Origin of the sequence: Pseudoalteromonas sp. MMG024 (assembly GCF_021654175.1) — a bacterium.
GTDB lineage: Bacteria > Pseudomonadota > Gammaproteobacteria > Enterobacterales > Alteromonadaceae > Pseudoalteromonas.
The window spans coordinates 29,846-50,527 of sequence record NZ_JAKFZO010000023.1 but is presented as its reverse complement, the minus strand read 5'-3'; the positions used below and the strand labels follow the sequence as shown (position 1 = coordinate 50,527).

Annotated in this window: 15 protein-coding genes; 8 read left to right on the top strand and 7 right to left on the bottom strand. The window is 42.3% G+C overall.

The window, feature by feature from the left end; genetic code table 11:
• Position 1 precedes the first annotated feature (1 nt).
• The 4 genes from L1068_RS18285 (at position 2) to dcm (ending at position 4,637) form a co-directional block, all read left to right on the top strand.
• Positions 2–1,540: a TnsD family Tn7-like transposition protein gene (locus L1068_RS18285; protein WP_237131370.1), complete on the top strand. Its 1,539-nt coding sequence runs from the start codon at positions 2–4 to the stop codon at positions 1,538–1,540.
• Positions 1,524–3,143 carry a Tn7-like element transposition protein TnsE gene (locus L1068_RS18280; RefSeq protein ID WP_237131369.1) on the top strand — a complete coding sequence of 540 codons (1,620 nt, stop codon included), beginning with the start codon at positions 1,524–1,526 and terminating at the stop codon, positions 3,141–3,143. The genes L1068_RS18285 and L1068_RS18280 overlap by 17 nt, the downstream gene beginning before the upstream one ends.
• A 187-nt stretch (positions 3,144–3,330) precedes the next feature.
• A complete protein-coding gene (locus L1068_RS18275; protein ID WP_237131368.1) occupies positions 3,331–3,576 on the top strand; it encodes a hypothetical protein in 246 nt (81 codons plus the stop codon).
• A 17-nt stretch (positions 3,577–3,593) separates the two neighbouring features.
• Positions 3,594–4,637 carry a DNA (cytosine-5-)-methyltransferase gene (gene dcm / locus L1068_RS18270; protein WP_237131367.1) on the top strand — a complete coding sequence of 348 codons (1,044 nt, stop codon included), beginning with the start codon at positions 3,594–3,596 and terminating at the stop codon, positions 4,635–4,637.
• On the opposite strand, the gene L1068_RS18265 is transcribed toward dcm, so the two are convergent.
• The 6 genes from L1068_RS18265 to L1068_RS18240 all read right to left on the bottom strand — a co-directional run bounded on the left by L1068_RS18265 (position 4,634) and on the right by L1068_RS18240 (position 11,738).
• Positions 4,634–5,308 carry an MAE_28990/MAE_18760 family HEPN-like nuclease gene (locus tag L1068_RS18265; RefSeq protein ID WP_237131366.1) on the bottom strand — a complete coding sequence of 225 codons (675 nt, stop codon included), beginning with the start codon at positions 5,306–5,308 and terminating at the stop codon, positions 4,634–4,636. The genes dcm and L1068_RS18265 overlap by 4 nt on opposite strands.
• Before the next feature lie 4 nt (positions 5,309–5,312).
• Positions 5,313–6,614, bottom strand: coding sequence for a DUF262 domain-containing protein (locus L1068_RS18260; protein WP_237131365.1), 1,302 nt, complete (start codon positions 6,612–6,614; stop codon positions 5,313–5,315).
• Between the two features lie 243 nt (positions 6,615–6,857).
• A complete protein-coding gene (locus L1068_RS18255) occupies positions 6,858–8,555 on the bottom strand; it encodes an alkaline phosphatase D family protein (RefSeq protein WP_237131364.1) in 1,698 nt (565 codons plus the stop codon).
• Between the two features lie 433 nt (positions 8,556–8,988).
• The gene (locus tag L1068_RS18250) at positions 8,989–9,564 is read right to left on the bottom strand and encodes a DUF4824 family protein (RefSeq protein WP_237131363.1); all 576 of its coding nucleotides are present in this window, start codon (positions 9,562–9,564) and stop codon (positions 8,989–8,991) included.
• A complete protein-coding gene (locus L1068_RS18245; protein WP_237131362.1) occupies positions 9,561–10,640 on the bottom strand; it encodes a DUF2157 domain-containing protein in 1,080 nt (359 codons plus the stop codon). The genes L1068_RS18250 and L1068_RS18245 overlap by 4 nt, the downstream gene beginning before the upstream one ends.
• 171 nt (positions 10,641–10,811) lie before the next feature.
• The gene (locus L1068_RS18240) at positions 10,812–11,738 is read right to left on the bottom strand and encodes an endonuclease/exonuclease/phosphatase family protein (RefSeq protein ID WP_237131361.1); all 927 of its coding nucleotides are present in this window, start codon (positions 11,736–11,738) and stop codon (positions 10,812–10,814) included.
• A gap of 186 nt (positions 11,739–11,924) precedes the next feature.
• Between L1068_RS18240 and L1068_RS18235 the strand changes: the two genes are divergently transcribed.
• From L1068_RS18235 to L1068_RS18220, 4 genes are all read left to right on the top strand, one after another.
• Positions 11,925–12,776 (top strand): D-hexose-6-phosphate mutarotase, encoded by an 852-nt coding sequence (locus L1068_RS18235; protein WP_237131360.1) that lies wholly within the window; start codon positions 11,925–11,927, stop codon positions 12,774–12,776.
• A 90-nt stretch (positions 12,777–12,866) separates the two neighbouring features.
• Positions 12,867–13,391: a PH domain-containing protein gene (locus L1068_RS22180; RefSeq protein ID WP_237131359.1), complete on the top strand. Its 525-nt coding sequence runs from the start codon at positions 12,867–12,869 to the stop codon at positions 13,389–13,391.
• Positions 13,384–14,877 (top strand): PH domain-containing protein, encoded by a 1,494-nt coding sequence (locus tag L1068_RS18225; RefSeq protein WP_237131358.1) that lies wholly within the window; start codon positions 13,384–13,386, stop codon positions 14,875–14,877. Before L1068_RS22180 ends, L1068_RS18225 begins: the two co-directional genes overlap by 8 nt.
• Positions 14,878–14,973: 96 nt before the next feature.
• Entirely contained in the window at positions 14,974–17,790 is a 2,817-nt protein-coding gene (locus tag L1068_RS18220; protein ID WP_237131357.1) for a hypothetical protein, read from the top strand.
• Between the two features lie 51 nt (positions 17,791–17,841).
• Here L1068_RS18220 and L1068_RS18215 read toward each other — a convergent pair whose 3' ends face one another.
• On the bottom strand, positions 17,842–20,601 hold the full coding sequence (locus L1068_RS18215) for a hypothetical protein (RefSeq protein ID WP_237131356.1): 2,760 nt from the start codon (positions 20,599–20,601) through the stop codon (positions 17,842–17,844).
• Positions 20,602–20,682 lie beyond the last annotated feature (81 nt).

The following is a 20,682-nucleotide window of genomic DNA, read 5'->3' as shown; positions in this document are numbered from 1 at the left end:
TATGCTCGACTACCTTCCACGTCCCTACCCCGATGAGTTGCTTTACAGCGTCTTAGCCCGCGGCCGGGTGCATCTTGGGGTCGTTGACCAGAAAGTTTTCATGAGAATGGCTTTCGGTGATGGCAAGGTAACCGCGGTGCCGGACTTGCCCTCGCACATTGACAGTCTGGTTGCCAATATTTCCTACCTCCGGAAAGCGGGGCCTGAACAACTTATCTTCAAACATACGCTGTTCCCGCTTTTTGCTCCCTTCATTCCCCGGGAGAGGAAAATGCAACTGGTCGATGCCATGAGGGGTAACCATGGAGAAAGTATCCATGTGCGCTCGGGAGTCAGTGCCGGCAAGGTAAAGCCTTCAGCCTGGTTTCGCATCTGTCCCGCGTGCCTGGATGACATGAAGGCCACGTTTGGCGAGTATTACTGGCCAAGATTATGGCAGGTAACTGGCGTTGAAGTGTGCCCAATCCATGGAAATAAGCTCCAAGATTCGTCGGCTGCTTTCAGAGCCCTGCACAGGCATGAGTTCACACCAGCAACCCCGGATACGTGCCCCCGGCTTAAGCGTGAGATTTATTTGCTACCGGGGCAAGAGTCGGTTGCCGATTTGGTCAAGCAATTGTTGGCACTAGGTGATATCCCGTCGCCAAACTACCGGCAATGGAGTCACTTTTACCACAATTTGGCAACACAATCAGGCGCAGGTAAGGGGCTGCATGTTCGTCATTCCGTACTAACGACCCGCTTCACCCGGGCTTGGCCAACGACTTACCTGAAACGCATTGGACTGGTTGGAGTCAACGGAGAATTGAGCTGGCTGGAGGCCTTGTTTCGAAAGCACCGCAAGTCCTTCAGTTACCTTGAACATATTCTTGCCTGGATCGTATTTCGACCCGGGGAATCGGCCTCAGTTATCCTGGATGAGGCAAACCAGGAGCCTCCCGAGAAGATCCATGCGGTAAACCAGCCGGAGTCTTGTTCCTCGCAAGAGCGCGAGAAGAAGCGAGCAGCTTGGATGAACTTGATTGGCGGCAAGGGGTGGAAAGGTATCAAGTATCATCGTGAACACGGTTACGGTGGGTTATATGCCTGGTTGTACCGGCATGACAGGCAATGGTTCATGGAAACCAACCAAGAACGCCACCTCCCGAGAAGCAACCATAGCGATATTGATTGGGCTGCAAGAGATCGAAAGCTGGCCCGCATACTCCTGGGTATCAACAGGAAAAGCGAGAGCATATCGGGAACGCCACGGCATAGTCGAAATTGGTTTCTCCTCAAGCTACCACACAGGGCTTCTATCGAGCACCACATCGATAAACTTCCCCTGTGCAAAGCCTTTTTCGAAAGATACACCGAGACGATTGCCGAGTACCAGGTTAGGCGGATCACGGAGAGATTGGTCTCGGCGAAGCAATCCGGGCTTTGGCGCTCTCGTTGGGAGCTGGAAAGGGTGTGCGGCCTGAACAGGAAGAAATTGCCTGAACTCACTGATCGGTTTTTATCATGGATAGAAGTGGAGATACATGCAAACCATTTTTAAGCAGATCCCCCAAAATGCCAAGCTGCAGTCAATCGGCAACCTTTATCGCCGGAATACCCTGGGCAGCCAGTGGAAAATCGGGAGCCGATTTAAACTGGAGGATGGCAGCGAAAGAGATATCTCTCTCGGCATAGAGGCCTTATGTATACTGGGCATGGGACGCAAGTTCGTACAGGGGGATGGTAAACCGTACGAAACAATGGCCTTTAGCCGCCCCTATACCCTTACAGCCGTCGATACCTGGTTGGAGCGCCCCTTGGGAGAGTGTGGACGGATATCGAAAAAACTCAGCCAGATCCCCGAGGTTGCAAACCAGAAATGTTTCGTTTTCGAGAGTGACGGGTGGACCGTATGGTTACCCAAGTTCGAGCTGGCAAGAAAATTGTTTTTCCACACCAATAAGTTGGCCAGTGCTGCGTACGTTCCCAACGGCCTCGAGATGCTTTTCAATGTAGAGGAAGACGAAGAGTCGGGAGAAACCCGGATCAGTACACCGGCAAAAACAGGGATACCGGCCAAGCTGATTGCCCAAGGAGGTTACCGGGATTTATTTACCTGGCTGTTGTTGAATCCCGGCATCAAGAAATCTTACGAATCCATCTGGCAATGCCTCAACCGAGAAAGCAGTGCTACGCCCGGGTATACCCGTTGGCAGTTCAACTTCGAACCTCCCGAGGAGCTGGAGGGCGCTTCAATTGAAGTGGTTGGGCCATACGATAAAGATTCCCGCGAACAGCTGGTATGGGAAATAGCAGCAATTCCGAGGTTACCCAACTCGGTATCTGAAAGAGCCCGTTTTTTTCACCCGGGCATAAAGAGGCCCGTTACTGGGGAAGGCGGCTCTGGTGGTCGAGGTGCATCCAATAACGGCGGCATTGAAATCGATTTAGAGGCAGAAGCCGATGAGGATAAGTCGCATGAGCTGATCCAATTGCCGCTCGAAGGGCTCGGCTACAGCCAACCGATCAAGGCCAAGTTGGGATACAGCGGTGAAAGCCGTGGAGGTACGGGTAAAAAGATCGGTGAGATACCCGGCGGGGATACAAATCCCAAGGATACCAGTATCGGGGAAGATGTAACCGGTGGAACAGGAACCCCCGGGGATATAGATCAGCTTGGTGACGAAGATGATACAACTGCGAAGCAAAGGGACAGGTTTGCGTTGCTTATCGAGATTATCAAGCGTATCTCCAAGAGCAACGAAATCCACTGTGAGGGAATGAAATTCCCTCCATTACCCAAGATAAGCCGTTGCCGACTTCACGTTTTTAGCGATGGAACGCCCAGGCATTATCTCTTGGTCAAGTTCATTCTCAAGAATGGTAGTGTGCGCTATGCATTGGAAGTTGATACCTCGGACCGTGATTCTCTCTCGACCAAGGTCTTTGGCATTGCTCCTGGGATTAACCACGCAGATGCGTTGAAGAAAATACTGGGGGTGACCGTTAGGAAGTCCCTCCATTGGCCGGATAAAACCTTCTTTAACAAGTACTGTGACATTTGTGCAGAGGTAGCCCACCCGCGCAGTGCCAACAACGTGTTTTCCGAGGAGCAAATGGAAAGTTGGAAAAATCGTATTTTGAAAGAGTTGCTGAGTTTTTAAGGGATACCATGAAAGGATTTGTTTACATATTACAAAACAGGGCCATGGCAGGTAGATTATATTGTGGATACTGTCGATAAGTATTTCACAACTATATAAACCGGGGGGTATAATTGTAAACAATGGTTCCCATATGTAGCACTAATGGGTTATCATATATATATGTTTTGGGCATTTTCAAGTTTGTATGGATGATACAGTAGAAACAAAGACTTTGATTGAGCTGGCCAAATGTGGTGTGATTTGTGAAGCTCTAATCTGTAGGCATCCAGCAAAGGAAGTTGAAAAGTGGATGATCAAAATAAAGTTTGGAAACTCTGAGAAAATACTTAGAAGTAAACGAGAAAAAGTAAGAGCATTTCATACTATTGACACGGCTTCAAAGACATTGAGAGATATGGGTATTAATACATGTACGTTAGATATGAATTGAGTTGGTAATAGAGCAAAATGACAAAAAGAATAGTTGCAGTTGATTTGTTCTGTGGTGTTGGTGGGTTGACACACGGTTTATTGCAGTCGCAAATTGATGTGGTTGCGGGCTTCGATATAGAAGAGAAATGTAAATATCCATATGAGCGAAACAACACCGGTGCCAAATTTTATCTCAAAGATGTCGCTGAGTTGTCAGGCGAAGAACTTAAAAAGTTATACCCCAAAGGGGCTATAAAACTATTAGCGGGGTGTGCTCCTTGCCAACCATTTTCTAAATACTCCCATGGCAGAGATGTTAAGAATGATAAGAAATGGCCACTGTTATATGAGTTTTCTCGCTTAATACGTGAGGTTGAACCTGAATTGGTAACAATGGAAAATGTCCCTGATGTTATCAAACATGAAGTCTATTCTGATTTTGTTTTGGAGCTGAAGAATCAAGGATATTCTGTTTGGGCTAAAAAAGTTTATTGCCCAGATTATGGACTTCCACAAGTACGAAAAAGGCACGTGCTTTTGGCCTCAAAAATAGGAGATATTTCTTTACTAGCACCCACACACGAAAGTGAATCATATGTATCGGTTCAAGAAGCTATTGGTAATTTGCCAAGGCTAAATGCTGGTGAGCAATGTCAAACTGATCCATTACATCGATGTGCGAGTCTGTCTAAAGTTAACCTGAAAAGAATCCGATATTCAAAGCCTGGTGGATCTTGGAGGGACTGGCCTGTGGAGTTACGAGCGAAATGCCACCAAAAAGAGAGTGGTAATACTTATAGTGGAGTCTATGCAAGGATGCGATGGGATCAACCCAGTCCAACAATGACGACGCAATGTTTTGGTTATGGAAATGGTAGGTTTGGTCATCCGGAGCAAGATAGAGCGATTTCACTGCGTGAGGCGGCTATATTCCAGTCATTTCCCGACAATTATCAGTTTTTAAAAGATGGTGAGCAACTAAAGCTAGTAGACCTTGGAAAAATGATAGGTAATGCCGTACCTGTGAAGTTGGGCAAAGTCATTGGAGATAGCCTTAGCGCACACCTAAAATCGCATTAATTTTGTGAACAAAGATAGTATTTGTTTACTATATATTCATCAAAACAATGAATCATAGTTGATAAATATGAGCTGACTCTTGAGCTTATAGAGACGCAGTCGTCTACCGTATCTTTTCTACCGTACTGAGAAAAAGATGCATTGCCATGCGCTAATTCATTTCTTGCTTCTTTTAGTAGATTTAGATCTTTTGGGTCAGCCGTAATGGTGATTCCATAGACTCTTGTTAGTTCATTCATTGTTCTTTTTGATACGTTTCCGTTAAATATTCTCCGGATTTGAAAAGATGCTTTAGGCAGCTTTAGTTCCAACTCGTTTCCAACTTTTTTGTGTAAAGAGCCGCCTGTTTCGTAAATCTTCAGCACGCTATGCAACAACTCTTTTTGTATGCTTACTTTTAATTCATTGTATCCGGTACAAGTATCTTCGAGGTGGTCGTAGATAGTTTCAACACAACCACGTACAGTGGATTCGACTTGGTTATAACACATGACGTAAATTACTGATTTTAAGATGTTTATCAAATCTTCATTTATTTGCATTTCAGAAATGGCCTCGTTATTCTCATCCACAACTATCAATTTATTACCTTCCTTGAGAGAACTAATAAGAGATACAAGCATATCAATATCTTCTTGCCTATCTTTATACTCATCTAGTACCATGTCCATATATTTACCCTTCTAGAAGTTTTGTTTTTACGAATTCAATTCTCGCGACTAATTGGCTTGTATTATTTGCACTATCAGCCCCTATTACTTGTTGGAATTCATCCGAAGTTATCCAAGATGATATTTCCACGGCGGGTGTAAGCTCTGGACTCTCTCTTAGGGCAAGTCCAACTCCAACGGCCAGAGCTTCATATCTTGCTCGAATAGTCGTTTTGCTATTTGGAGTACGTCGGAAACCCATTGGAATATGCGTTTGAATGAAATTCAGTGTATTGATAAATTCATCATTCATACGCTGGATTTCTTCATCAGAGGATATTTGCCCCGCTTTAGCTAAATATTGATCTAAAAACGGCCGTACAGTTCCTTTATAACTTTCAATATCATTCAAGTAGGCAAAAAACCTTAAGACTAGTTCGAGGTGATCTTGGCTTGCTTTTTTCTTTTTCGACAGTGGAGCAAGCTCTTCAAATAGCTCGCTATTTGCGTTTGCTGTGATAACTTCTTTGAAGAACCTAGTGTCAGCATCCTGTGATCCGTGTCTCACTTCCATTGGCAGCAGACTTTTTGCGCCGGAGTTTATACGCTCAAATAAATCTCTTCTGGTGTCTTCATCTACTTGGCCTTTTAATTCAACAAATCTTAAGGTCGCACGCATGAATCTTCTCTTTCGTGCGGCACTAAAGTCATTAAATTGAAATCCCTCGAGTTCAGCAATTTCTTTTGTATCTTTGAGCCTTACCCCGCTATTAACAAAATAATGTAATGCTCTAATCCTTTGGGAACCGTCAATTATTTCGACGCGCCCATCCATTTCAGGATTATCTGGCTCATCTATATCCGCGATGTATAAATATGGAATAGGGAAATCTAATAGAATTGACTCCACGAACCTGGATAGTACTTTCGGAGGCCATTTGTAGTCCCTCTGATAATCAGGAATAAACAACTCATTCCTGTCTTCTTCAAGGCCTTCAGAAAATTTTTGAATGATCATTTCAATCGACCATTCTCGTATGTTATAGCTGATCTCTCGGCCTGATTGTCTGATTTTACTGTCAACAATATCAACAAGTGACGCAATCTCGCCTTTGATACGAGTTTTTTCTGCGTCATCCTTCGTAGCACGAAGTTGCTTCTTAAGCTCTCTTAAGTTCAAAGCTATTCCCTCTGTTTTAAATGAACCTTCCTCGTCTGGTTGGAAGCTTATAGATAAAAATTTGTATTTGATTATTACTGTTTTAAATGTTCTTAGCAATGTGAAAAGTAAAGCCAGAACAATAAAACTTAAAATAGAGTTGACCATTATGTTGTATGGCCAAAGTAGATATGAGCGCACGTTGATTCAGATAAAACGTGGCCCAGTCTTTTAGTGATGAAACTTTATTTCAGGCTTTCTAACAACAATTTCTTGTATTGTGGAAAACATGATGAAACTTATTTTTTGATAACTCGTTCTTAGCTAAGAAAGATTGATAACTATATGATGATATTTAATTTTCACCTTACAGGCGCATTAGCGCCTTTTTTATTGCCCTTTTACACAGTATTAAAACGTCACTATCGTAGAAACGGCTTCTTCTTTGGCTGTTTGAATTGACAGTTTTATTTCTCGGTTTTGCCAATCGATATCAAGCATGCCGTAGTTGCTGCCCGACTTATTAATCAAATGACGATTACCCGTTGTTAGTGAACTAATATTACTGCTCACAACACCGACTTTACCGGTTGGAATTACAGCGCCGCTTGGTGCGCAGTTACCCCACGCCCCTTCAATGCCTTTTCCGTTTTCATCCACTTCGGTGTAGCACCAAGGTTTATCGTGATCACGTGTAATACACCGTTGGTATTCAACCAACGCATATTTGTAAGGTAATTTGCATTGTTTTGAGTAATCACCGTTACCTTGCGAATCGGCATAAATCGGCAAGCGCAGCGGGTTTTCAATATGATACGGCCAATTTTGACCAAAGCCTGATGCCGTCACTTCGTATACGGTAACGGGTGCACCAAATTCTGTACTGGCTGGTATCTCTTTTTGTAACAACTCACCCCAGTGTTGATCGCCTGATAAGAAAATCACCGCTTTCGTCTTGCCTGCATTTACCGACTTTTGTACAAGTCTTAATAACCTTTCTCGCTGAGCGGGCATTTCTGCCCATGATTCGTAACTGGTGCCAGACATCGCTTCTTCATTTAAATTGGCAATCGCTTGATTAAACTGGTTGCCATTTCCATATGCACAGTAGCTATTTAAGCTTCTTCCTTTGTGAAGCGGTGGTAATACTTGAATACCGCTGGCAATAATTTTAATTTCGCTCGGCTTATTGAGCTCAGCTTCAAGCCACTGCCATTGTTGTTCACCCAAAATCGTGCTGTTATCACCTTCGCAGGCGCCATAGTTACTAAAAGTAGGTGAACGGAAGTATCGTGCATCAAGTGTGATCACATGAGTTTGCTCACCACTTGGCCCGAGCAATTTAGCTTCGTAAATACCCGCCTGACCATTAAGTCTCGGATCCGATGCTTCAACATCAAAGTGACGTAAATATTCTTGCTGGCTCTCTGCACGTTTTTGATAATATTTACCATCATTGTTGCGCCCAAAATCATGATCATCCCATGTTGCCATAACTGGGATGTTGGCCTTTAAAAACTGCTGATAATCAGGGTTACGCTTTTTGTCATCGTACTTCTGACGCATTAAGGCCATGTTTGTGGTATCGGCATAAATATTATCGCCTAACCATAAAAATAAGTCAGGTTGATGACCTATCAAACGCGCTAATGCTGCTGGCATATCCCCTTTGGTTTTAAAGCAGCTGCCTAATGCTACTCTGTCTAAACGTTTGCTTTGCTGTGGTTGTGTATGAGTTAACAGCGGTTCAGACGCTGGCGCGTCACACTCTTCCCAGTCACCATCGGCAACATAACACCATGGCGATGAATGATTGCGGGTGGTACAGCCATAGAATTTTTCACCTTGATAACTAGACGGTGCTGAACACGTTTTACCTGAAACGGTTTTAAACTCAGGAATAGACTCAGTACGCACATTACCCCAACTTTCACCGTCTCTCGGTGATTTTAAATAGCACCACTGGCTACCGCTATTATTTTTGTCGGTTGTACCTTGATATTTTGCCAGCGCATAGTCAAAGGCAGTTTTACATTCTTGATAGTGAACTTCGGGTGCAGCAAATAATGCGCTAGGCAGCAATAAGCTTAATAGGATTGTTCTTTTCATTGTTATATTTTCTCAGTTGTGAATTGGCGCATCCGATGCGAGATAGTCCCTTGAGAAAATATACTGTTCCGATATTGTAAACTGACTACAGTTAAGTGTCACATTTGCGGCAAGAAAATGACAATAAACATGTGGCTGCCGTAACTTTGCAGCCGCACTGTATTTTGCGTTTTTAACAAGCTATTAGATATACGCTTTAAAATTGTGTATTAATTAATCTGTATATCTACAATCCAAGGCTCCAAACGTTTGCCCCAATTAACCGTCACGCTATAGCTTGGCTTTGTTTGTCCGCGTAATGTTTTTAGGTTTGCCAAGGTTTCTACAAAATGAGCAGGTACATTGATTCTGTTCACCAATAGCGCACGCAAATGCAAAGAGTGATCTTTGCTGTAATCATAAAAGTAGGGCTTCGCATTTCCTTTTACGATAACTATATTGCTTTGCTCTGCTCTGCATATTTAGTTGTAAGTGTTTTATAGTCTTGTGCCGCTTCTAAAAAGAACAAACGACTATTGCGATGCAACTCTTGTTGATATGCCTCAGAGGCTTGCTCTTTGGCATATTTGAGTTGTTCATCATTAGTATCCAGTTCAAAACGAGCAAGCGCTTTTTCATAATAACTCTGCGCATTTGCTAGTGACTTTTGATAATGCTCGCCATTGTATTCAAGCGCAAAAAATAACGTACGTTCCTGCGCCCTGCTATCTTCAGATAGCTCAAGTTCAGTAAACCCTAGCGCTCTTAACTGCTGCTTGGTTAGGTTTATACTGCGATTGTTGTAATAAGCAAGCTCATCTTTTTTGTTTGCCAATGCACGCCAAGAAATTGAAAGCCCTACGCCCGAGTTTTCTTTTTCAAAACCAGATAAGTATGGCAAGCGTGCTTCTCGTTCAGATAAAACTAGCTGTGCCGTTGGCTCACCAGAGCGATTATAAAAAACACCACCTAAAATAAAACTATTGGTAAAAACAATTAACGCGATACCGTAAATTAAGTACTTTTTCATGCACTTGTCCTCGTGTGTTTGGCTAACTTACGAATTCGCTTAAATACCAATAATGCAAGCAGCGCACATAACCCAAGTACAAAGAAAAATAGATACTTAGGCATCCAATCCCACCACCAATCAAAGAACTTGGTGTAAAGAAACAGCACAAAAAATACATTGCCAGTTTGCACAACGCCCGACCACTCTTTACGAATTCCAAGCCAAATTACCGCTGCACTTAACGCAAACCCAGCAACTTGATACACGCCTTCAACAAGGTCACCATCATAATTGAAATAACTTACGCCACCCCAGTTTGACAAAATAAGCACAACTAAAAACAGTATGATCAGAGACAAAACACGATACATTGCAGCAAAGCCACTAAATGCACGCTGACTGATAAAATTCGGGACTAAAAACAGTAATATACTCGGCACAATAAAGTTTTCAGGGCGCTCGCCAAAACTGATCCAATACATGCCACTCCATGCGCCCACCTTCATTGCAATAAAGCTGCACACATTCACAATTGCAAAAAACAGCAATACTCGCGCGTTAACAGCATACGCCAAAATAAAGGCGAGTCCTGACCAAATCAAAAACGCATTGGGCGACGGGGTTAAATTAAAAATCTGCCCAAGCAGCATTACGTTAAGTACGAACCCCGCATACGCAACCAAACCCGCTATTTTGGCAAAATAACCGTGAGATTCATTTTCAGCTAACTTTATCGCACCACAGAACAATGCAATGGGCGTAGTGACCAAGATGCCTACTTGAACACTTGTGCTTAAATAGCCCCAAAATTGATAAAACAAAAAGAATAAGCTCACCGCCATTGCCAAAGCACCAAACAGCGAAGCGATTTTCATACCTAATGTTAGGTGCTTAGACTGAGCTGTCGTATCAACGTCAAATTGCTTGGCTAACTGGGTAAGAAGCTGCTGATGATACTGAGAAACTGTCTGTTGCTGATCAACTGACAAGGTGATCACACCAGCATGTTGTAATTGCGCCAGCTCAGATTCAAAGGCGTGTATCTGATCCACCCTCTGCTGAGCATCCGCTTGATTTAGTTGAGATTCATCCATGTAAAAACCCAATCACTCTATGTACCTAATATATTGGCTCAACTGGTAACTAAAAAACAAGCAATATAACACCAGTTTGATATTAGCTTGGGAGTACAGGTTTATTTAAATGTGAAGAATAGAGAAAGGTTTGAAAGAAAAGAAAGCGCACTATCGTGCGCTTTCTTTCGACTATTTAATTGATAGCGTTAAACTTATTGGGCAGTGATCACTTAACATATCTTTGTAATCTAGCTCACCTTGCTTACCAAAGGCATCTACTTTTTGAGAGCCATCAACAATCCACTGAGTTGAAATTGGGCCAGTAATAATGTGATCGATCGGCGCTTTGTATTTAGGATGGCAACTTTTTAAGTTTTGCATACTGCTTAGCAAAATGCGCTCGCCGTCTTCTTTGCTTAACTCTTGCCAAAAACGATTGTTTTGATCAACTAAACGGTGGTTAAAATCACCTAGTACTACAAACGCTTGCTTGTTTTCAACACGCTGGTTAACCCACTTTTCTAAAATAGGTCCTTGTTGCTGATAAGTAGTACAGGCTTTTTTAGTATCTTTACGATAGTCGCTAACAAAGCAACCGCTTTTCATATGCACATTCAGTAGTTCTAGCTGGCCATTGTTGAGACTAATTGACGTACCGTAGCGCAAGCCTGGGTTATCAAGAGCAAGTGCTTTAAAGTCATCTTGAGCGGTGAAATTAATACCTTTTTTAACAACAAATGCGGTACGCTGTGGTGTTGAAAATAAACCATCATGACCACGGCACTCATACGCCTCGTTATCGGCACGACTTGAAACCACATACTGCCACTGTGATTCAGGGAAAACGCGCTTAAGCGCTTTTTCTGACTGCACTTCTTGCAGTGCGACTATGTCGGCATTTAAGGTTGCGGCGTAACTTGCAAGCGCTTGGTAATCAGCTTGGCTACGTGGCTTACAGCCTTTACCAACCTCGTCAGCTAAATGCTCAATATTCCAGCTCACTAATTTTAAATTAGCAGTATCACTTGCTACAACACTCGGCGATGACGCCTGTTCTTGTTGCTGACAGCCCAATAATGCTGCCACTGCTGCAAGCGCAATAAGAGATTTTTTCATGTGTGTGTTCATATTGTGAAAAAGAATTTCAGTATATCAAGGCAAATAACTAAATCACATGAAGTTTGCGATAAGATGACGTTAGTTTATCTAGAACTATATGAAATTTACTGATTTGCTAATTGATCACGCATTAGTTATCTTGTTTTCTGCATTAAATTGAGTTCCCTTTTACAAGGATGCCTTATGAATTTATCTCCTTCTGTTACCGTTAAGCATACTGATTCAGGACTAGAGTACCTATCAGTTGAATCGAGCTTTTGCAGCGCTAAAATTTTTCTCCAAGGCGCGCAACTTACCGAATTTACGCCAAAAGGCAAAAAGCCTTTAATTTGGGTATCACAAGATGAAGACTATCAAGTCGGCAAAGGCGTTCGCGGTGGTATTCCTATTTGTTGGCCTTGGTTTGGCATGAGTGCCAATGACGGTTGGCCGCAACACGGATTTGCCCGCACTATGCTTTGGCGCGCAGAAGAAGTGATAGAAAACGACAATAATATTGTTGTGAGTTTTTCATTGCCAATGGGCCAAGTTAATACGGAATACTGGCCACATCAATCGAGCTTAAAAGTCGTATTCACGCTGAGCGATAGTTTGCACATTGCACTGGTAAACACGAATACTGGCAATGCGGCAATTGAGTTAACACAAGCACTGCATACCTATTTCCCTACCCCTGAAATTGAAAACACCACAGTCGATGGCCTGCAAGGTGCTAACTATATTGAGTTTGGTGAAGGTCCATTTGCACAAAACGACATTGTCAATTTTGCCCGTGAAACCGATATGGTTTATCAAAGCACACCTTTGATTCAAACCATTAATACACCAGACGGTATTATTGAAGTTGGCCGTGAAAATTCAAGTTCGTGTGTGCTGTGGAATCCGTGGATTGAAAAATCAAAGCGCCTAAGTAACTTTCGCGATGACGAGTTCCATACCATGCTATGTTTAGAAGCCGCTAACGTGATGGATGACAAAGTGACACTGCAACCTGGCGAAAGCCATTCGTTAATTCATACTGTGCGCTGGCTTTAATCACGCTATATTGCCGAAAATCATAAAAACTCAGCATTTGCTGAGTTTTTTGCTTTAATAGGCAAAGATTATAAAAAAACGAGACATCACGTGTTTAGCAACCAACAAATTTTCGAACAAACACTACCTGACTTTACCCAAGCAGATTTTAAACCTCTGGATAAACTGGCAAGCAAAGAAGCACTGATTGGCACCTTTGTATTTTTACTACCAGCAAGTATCGCTGTTGTGATCTTTCTTTATTTTTTATCGCCAATTGAAAATATCATAACCGCATTAGTTGCATGTGCATTAGTATTGATAAACTTATACGTCGCTTGGTTTACTAAGCGCAGCATCGCAATGACATCTATCGCACTAAGAGAACACGATCTACTATTAAAACGCGGGGTGTTTTGGCAACGCACCATCGCAATCCCTTTTAATCGTGTTCAACATATTGAAACTCACCGTAATCCTATTGAACGTAAATTAAAGCTCGCCACGTTAAAATTGTTTACCGCTGGCGGTGCAGGCGCTGATCTCGAAATTCATGGTCTAAGCCAAGAACGCGCCAGTAAACTAAGACAATTTATCTTGGCAAACACCGTAAGTGAGCGTCACGACGATGAGTAATAGCAATACAGCCACTTGGCAAAAATTGTCGCCAATTGCGATTATTTATTTTGTGCTGCACTTTATTGTGCGCTTTGTAAAAGACGGACTCATTAATATTGCGCCGGCCTTTGCCATTTGGGTTACTCAAGTTGAAAACAAACTGTTTTGGTTTGCTTCAGGTGCCAGCGTATTAGCATTGATTTTAGTGACTTACGCGACCCTTTATTACTTTAATTTTCGCTACAAAGTTACCGAGCACGAAATTATTTTGCGTAAAGGTGTATTTAAAAAAGAGCGCGTCACACTTAACTTTGCCAAAGTACAAAACGTTAATTTAGCAATACCATTTTACTTTTCACCATTTTCAGCTGTGAACTGTCACTTTGATGCTGCAGGCTCAGCCCAGCAAGAGGTTGTGTTACCAGGGGTATCGGATCACTACGCAAATATGTTGCGCGATCAAATATTTAATTACCGAGCCAAACCACAGCAAACCGAGCAACAAGCTGCGCAGTCACCTGATTTAACATTAGCAAATTTTGAAGTGGCAAAGTTTGGCTTAATGTCTGGCATGATGTTTTTAGTATTGGCAGCACTTGCGCCTTTCACTGAGCAAATTACTGACTATATTAAACAAGACTTTGCCGCGCCGCTTGCACAGTTTTTTAATAATCTTGTGACCAATAATGAATATGCCGAGATGGCCGCGGGTGCCACCATTATTCTAAGCGGTATTGCTTTGTTTGTATTCGCATCGGTACTGGGCGCAGTTATTCGCTTTTACAACTATGAACTTAGCTTAGAAAACAACAAAATAAAGCGTATTTCAGGATTATTTGAACGCCATCAAATGTCGCTAAGCGTTAGTAAAATTCAGTCAATTGAAGTCAAACAAAACTGGATTGCAAAACTGCTTAAACGCTACACCATCAACTGCAAACAAATTAATAACAGCCATGCAAATACAGTAAAAAAAGGGCAGTCGTTAATTGTGCCTGTACTGACAAAAAGCCAAGTGAACGATGTTATGAATTTATGCTGGGATAAACAGTTAGACATTATCAATGTGCCATTTCAGCCAATCGCCATTAACTACTTTTACAAGACTTTCGTGCTTTATTGGCTACTGCCTATTTCCATCATTAGTGCCTTTTTGTTTAAACCACTACTTGATGGCGCGTGGCCAGTATTAATCGCACCATTATTACTGGGTGTGGTTTTGAGTTTTTTGCGCTATAAGCGCTTTGGCTTTTACTTTGATGGAGAGCAAGTATTCACTCGAAAAGGGCTGATTGGCGTAAGCTACAAAGTGTTTAAAGGCTTTAAAATTCAACAAATCGCTACTACACAAACACCGCCGATGCGCAAACAACATCTTAGCTCATTGCGCTTTCAGTTAGCGAGTGGTGGCATTAGCGTGCCCTACTTACCACAAAGTGATGTAAATGACGTTATGAACAGGCTAGTGCTGCTGGCAGAGACATCGAAAAAGCACTGGATGTAACCATCAATAATTAAGATTAGCCGCTTATCACTATTATTTTTTTTAGTTTTATGCGTGCAGTAAGCTAGCTCGCATAAAATTAAAGGAACAAATAATATGAAAAAGTCGCTACTCTCATTGATGGTTGCCGCAAGCTTTGCAACCTCAGCCAACGATAACTGGCAAACCATTGAAACTGAGAACTTTAAAGTTCATTTTCCGAAAGCTTACCAAAGCTGGGCTACATCAGCTGCCAACGAACTTGAGGTTGTTCGCGAAAAAGTAAAAGAGCAGCAAAATCGAGTGTTAGATAAACAAGTTGATGTGATTGTTTTCGACCCTTATAACCAGTCAAACGGTTTTGCTATTCCAAGCAGTGTTGACCCTATGATGGCATTTTTTGCCACACCTCCCCAGTCAGATACAGTTATTTCAAATAGTTCGGGCTGGCAGCAACTACTCGTATTACATGAATACGTACACTTAGTGCATTTAGCACAGCCAACACGCAGTGAGTGGCGCCAAAAGCTACGTAACTTCTCAAGTGCCTATGATATTGCTCACAACCCGACTCCGCGCTGGGCTGCTGAAGGCTATGCAACGTTACTTGAATCGCAAATGACTGGCCGCGGCCGTTTGCACGATAACTATGTTGAATCGCTCATCATGCAATTTGCTAAAGAAGGAAGTTTGCCAAGTTATAGCCAGCTAAGTGAAGAGGATGGTGGCTATATGGCAGGTTCTATGGCGTATCTCGTTGGTGTGCGCTTTTTACAATGGCTTGAACATAACTACAACAAAGAGCAATTAGATGCAGTATGGACACGTATGCAAGCGGTTAAAAAACGTGACTTTGACAGTGCGTTTACCGGCGTATTTCTTGAAAAGCCAAGTAAACTGTATCGTCGTTTTGTTGCTGAATATACCCATAAAGCACTAACACAAGAAGCAAATCAAACCGCACTTGAAACGAAACGCTGGTTTGATCTCAATTACATTCAAATGGCGCCTAGCCTGTCACCCGATGAAGATAAAATTGCCATTGTTAGCAAAGACAAAGACGGCAATACCAAGCTCACAATTTATGCAACAGAAGAAAATGCTGACGCCATTAAAGAGTTTGAAGAAGCGCAAAAAGAGCTGCTAGAAGACGATGCAAAAGACATTGCAAATAGCAAACCCACCAGCTTCAAAAAAGAAACAAAAGAAACCCTTAACTCAATTAATCGCAAAGGTATTTTAAACCCAGTTTGGCGTGATAATAGCACGCTTGTATACGGTGCATTTAGCGTTGCCAACAACGAAATGAATACACTGCACCAAGATCTCTTCAGCTGGAATAGCGAAACTGGTGAAACAAAACAACTTACTCAGTTTGCTAACGTGCGCCGCTTTACCTTAGCTGACAGCAATACAGCTTATGCCGAGCGCGTTGAATATGGCTACTCACAGCTGGTAAAAATTGATTTAACGTCGGGTGAAATGAGCGATTTAACCCAGCCATCACTGCAAACAGTTTACGACTTCCCGCAATACCAAAATGACAAGCTGGCTTATCTTAAAACTAAGCTCAACCAAAATTGGGCGCTATGGGTAAAAGATTTAACATCAAATAACGATGTAAGTGTACCAATGCCAAAGGGCTACCAATTTTTGTCATATCCTAAATGGAGCGAAAATGGCGAAAGCATTTACTATGTTGCAGGGGTAAACGGTCAAACTAATCTTTATCGCTATACCTTTGCATCAGATAAGTTAGAACAGCTAAGCGCTGGGCAGCAAGTTATGCAATACCCAATGCCAAGCAAACAGCATGGTTTACTGTATTTAGCGGTTAATTCTGAAGGCCCTGATATCTACCAACTAAGTGACAATGCAAGTGTAACTGAAGTAACAGAGCGCGCATTATCACCAAAAGCCGCAACCGATAAAGCAGAGCAGCCAAGCTTACCGCCAGCGAAAATTTATCAGCAAACGGCTGGCGCACAGCGCGATTATTCTCCATCAAATCAAACAATGTCGTTTACACTTGCTGAGCAATATAATAGTGCCAGTACTGCACTGTTACACGTGGGTGTAAAAGGTAAAGATCTGCTCAATAAGTTGAGCTGGCAATTTGGGGGCGCAATCGACAATAAAAATGCTTTAAACGGTGCTTATTTAGACGTGAAATATCAACTCGATAAATGGCAATTTTTAGCACACGCATTTGATTATAAACTTAAAGCCACAAATCAATATCAACACCCTGATGTCTTAGCTGCTAAGGAAGACGCTACAGGAGCCTATCTGCAGGCCAGTTACCCTTATCGCAATGGGGCATTTAAATTGAATAGTCATCTTGCGTATGGCTACAAAGATATTGGTGATAGCCATAACCAATGGCTTGCTCTCGGCGCGAATCAAATTTGGCAACGTGATTGGCAAACATTTGCGGTTGGTCAAACTGCATCTGCACGTATCTACAGTGGTGATAGCTCACATGGCAGTTGGCAAGGCTTTGATGCAAACGTAGCGCTATTCGGTAAAGCTTGGAATATGCCACTTTACGTTGATTACCAAACAAAACAACGTGATGACATGCTAATGAATATTGGTGGCTTCGCGTCCAGTTTAATTAAGCCAGAAGCACAAGCTGATCGCTCACTCATTAACGAACTACCGTTTTATACCGCATTAAGTGATGATTATCAGCGTTTTGGGGCTGGGTTTGCGTTTAAGCCAAATACACCATGGCTTTATGTATCGCAGCATGAGCTCAATAACAGCGAACTTGCCACTAGCTACGGAATTAAGTTAAATAGCCAATTCGACTTTGCCGTTGCACCTTCAGTACTAAATGATATTAATATTGATTTTGGCATTGCCAAAATTGAAGGCGATACCATTCAAGATGAGGTACGGGGCTGGATTGGTCTATGGTATAGCCTGTAACAACTGACTAGAAAAGTAAAAAGAGAGGCCAGCTAAGCCTCTCTTTTTTAATTATTGTGCCGGCATTTCTGCCAATCCCCAACGCATATCTAACTGCTTTTTATCTGCGTCGGTACATGTGCCGCCCGCTTCATGCAAACAAACAGTAAGTGTATCTCGCTCAAACTGCTCAAGCGACATTTGCATTGATTTACCCGCTAACGTGAAATAAGCAATACCATTATCAAGATAGTAGGCAGTTTCTTCATAATCACCATTAGCGTAATTTATACTTAACGCATTGTTATATGTGCTGGCGTCTTCGCTTAACTGTGTTTGATCAAAGTGGTATTCGCTAACAGAGCCACTATTGAGATGCTCAACCAAATACAAGTTTTGCAACAAACCATACTCAAATTTGTCATAGCCCAACGTTTCTTTCTTCTCTAATTTAAGCAACGCACTTACACCATATGCACGCGAGCCTGTGTTAGTAAACCCAGAAACTGTTTGCATAACATGATAAGAGTTATCGTTTGCTGCAAACAAACGATAAGATTCTTGACGATTTAATCGACAACGACCACCATCGGTAGAGCGACATAATTCAAGCGTTTCGTTATCAAGATAGGTTTCTAGGTGTAGAACTCCATTTTCGTCCATTCGCGCGATATGACTGTCCATATCAACGCCGTTACGGGCAATGTTATCTTGATAAATAATTAATTCATTCGTAACGGATACTCTATCAGCATATGTAAGTTTGTAATGGCCATAGACGTCGTTTAAATTAAACCCCGAATTAGTTTGCTGCTTAAACATCATGCCATTACGGGCAAATTGTTGACTGCCATTTGTTACATCAGCAACAAATGCATAGCCAAAATTGTTTTTGTAAACAATGTAATAAGTGAAACGTATTTCGCTGTCACCACTTCCCGAAATCAGCTCTAAGTTTCCATTACTTAGCTGCCATTTCACTGTATCACTATAAAAGTCGGAACTAGGTACCTCTATTGTCGCTGAGCCATCAGCCATTAACGTTGCAATCGCGGGCTCTGAGTAAACGGCATTCGGAGGAGTAAATACATCGTCAATCACCCAGACACCTGGAATATCCGCAGCAATTAATTTATCTGCGTCTTGTTTATCTGTTAGTCCACCAAATTCTGATTGCTGATAGTACTCGGTTACCACATTGCCATTACCATCAACACGGCGGAGTTCTTCGTTCATCATGCCATGTTTCGTTTTATCTCGCGAAAACACATTATAAAATTCAGAGGTAAGAATTTGCTCATCAACTACTTCTGGTCGGCCATCTACAGCATATAAGTCATTCCTTAGTGTAATCGGAGTGTTATAAACAAGTTTAAGATTACCGAGTTCATTTATCTGCCACGTAAGCCCTGTACTATTACCATTCTCCAGAACAATACTGCCTGTACCATTTGGATTAAGTGTTAGGTGGCGTCCGACACTACGTGTAATAATAGTCGGCGAAAATACCAACTGCTTAGTACTATCTATTTGAGGGAATTTCGCAATATCAGTAGTAAAAATTGCCTGCGCACTTTCAGATGCCTCAAGCGCATATACATCATGCATACGCGTTTCAAATTCTCGCACAATATTTTCATTTGTTAGTAACTGATCCATCGTAGTAATACCTGTTGGTAAGGCAAAAGCTGACCCTGAATTTCCTCCTAACAGCATGTCAATCATGGTGGCTCGCAATGTGGCAATTTCAAAACTGATATTTTCATAGTTAGCCGTTACATGTTCAGATGTTGTTAAACTATCTTTACTATCAAACATATAATACAGGGCTGTAGAGAAGCTACTCACGTTAACCGCAAAATACTCGTCATCCGTTAACACATTATCGCTGCCAGCAAGTTGTTTAAGGTCGCCTAAAGTAACTAACTGAGCAACAAGATTAAACTCAGGGAAAAATACCGAATTACTGGGTGCTGATAACTTAACCAAATGCGAGTCATAGCTTTCATCGAATTCAACGGGCAAGCTAAATTCACCATTACTATTTGTTGTTGCTGTTAATGTTTGATCGCCAACCGTTAAATTTACGGCTGAATTAGCGCCATTATTAACGCGACCTTTCAATGTAAATACTTGCGTTTGCGCGCTGGCTTTTACTAGCAGCTGATGCTGTGCAGTCGCAACTGCGCCATCATCATCGGTTACCGTAACGGCAATAGTAACTTGCTGATCTTCATCGATATCTGTTGTGGTGACTTTTACTTGTGCTTTATCGGTATCGCTTAACGTGACTCCTTCACCGCTAATCAGTTGCCATAAATAACTGACAATTTCGCCATCGTTATCACTGGCGGTGGCGGTAAGATTAAGCTCGCTCTGCTCATCGACTTCAGTAACCCCATTAATTACCACATTCGGCGCTTGGTTATTTGCGTTATCTACAATTGTAAGTGCGTGTTCATCGCGCGCGGTGGCGCCATCATCATCGGTTACTGTAACGCTAATCGTGATTTGAGTATCACTATCTACATCTGGCAAAGTGAGATCGACAGAGGCTTGATCACTACTGTTTAAAGTAACGTTGTCACCCGATGTAATAGACCACGCGTATTTGCTGATCGAGCCATCGCTATCGCTAGCCGCTGCATTGAGTGTAACAATACTCGCCTCCTGCGCGCTGCTGTCACCATTAATGGTTACAGACGGGACACGATTACCTTGATCGGGGTTGGGTGATTTATCATCATTGGAAGAGCTGCCACAGCCAGATAAAAATATAGATAGAGCTGTACTGCAGGCTAGAAAACGAAAAGAGGGAGCTGTTAACTTCATCGAATATCCTTATTGCTGAGGAATCACAAACACCCAATGTTTATGGCCTGCATGTAATTCCTTTTACATGTTTAAAGGTAT

What these genes read in the sequence shown, in the direction of transcription:
- L1068_RS18285 (WP_237131370.1), top strand. Translation starts at nt 2, where the DNA reads ATGCTCGACTACCTTCCACGTCCCTACCCCGATGAGTTGCTTTACAGC.
- L1068_RS18275 (WP_237131368.1), top strand. Translation starts at nt 3,331, where the DNA reads ATGGATGATACAGTAGAAACAAAGACTTTGATTGAGCTGGCCAAATGT.
- L1068_RS18235 (WP_237131360.1), top strand. Translation starts at nt 11,925, where the DNA reads ATGAATTTATCTCCTTCTGTTACCGTTAAGCATACTGATTCAGGACTA.
- L1068_RS18245 (WP_237131362.1), bottom strand. Translation starts at nt 10,640, where the DNA reads ATGGATGAATCTCAACTAAATCAAGCGGATGCTCAGCAGAGGGTGGAT.
- L1068_RS18255 (WP_237131364.1), bottom strand. Translation starts at nt 8,555, where the DNA reads ATGAAAAGAACAATCCTATTAAGCTTATTGCTGCCTAGCGCATTATTT.
- dcm (WP_237131367.1), top strand. Translation starts at nt 3,594, where the DNA reads ATGACAAAAAGAATAGTTGCAGTTGATTTGTTCTGTGGTGTTGGTGGG.
- L1068_RS18225 (WP_237131358.1), top strand. Translation starts at nt 13,384, where the DNA reads ATGAGTAATAGCAATACAGCCACTTGGCAAAAATTGTCGCCAATTGCG.
- L1068_RS18250 (WP_237131363.1), bottom strand. Translation starts at nt 9,564, where the DNA reads ATGAAAAAGTACTTAATTTACGGTATCGCGTTAATTGTTTTTACCAAT.
- L1068_RS18265 (WP_237131366.1), bottom strand. Translation starts at nt 5,308, where the DNA reads ATGGACATGGTACTAGATGAGTATAAAGATAGGCAAGAAGATATTGAT.
- L1068_RS18215 (WP_237131356.1), bottom strand. Translation starts at nt 20,601, where the DNA reads ATGAAGTTAACAGCTCCCTCTTTTCGTTTTCTAGCCTGCAGTACAGCT.
- L1068_RS18260 (WP_237131365.1), bottom strand. Translation starts at nt 6,614, where the DNA reads ATGGTCAACTCTATTTTAAGTTTTATTGTTCTGGCTTTACTTTTCACA.
- L1068_RS18240 (WP_237131361.1), bottom strand. Translation starts at nt 11,738, where the DNA reads ATGAAAAAATCTCTTATTGCGCTTGCAGCAGTGGCAGCATTATTGGGC.
- L1068_RS18220 (WP_237131357.1), top strand. Translation starts at nt 14,974, where the DNA reads ATGAAAAAGTCGCTACTCTCATTGATGGTTGCCGCAAGCTTTGCAACC.
- L1068_RS18280 (WP_237131369.1), top strand. Translation starts at nt 1,524, where the DNA reads ATGCAAACCATTTTTAAGCAGATCCCCCAAAATGCCAAGCTGCAGTCA.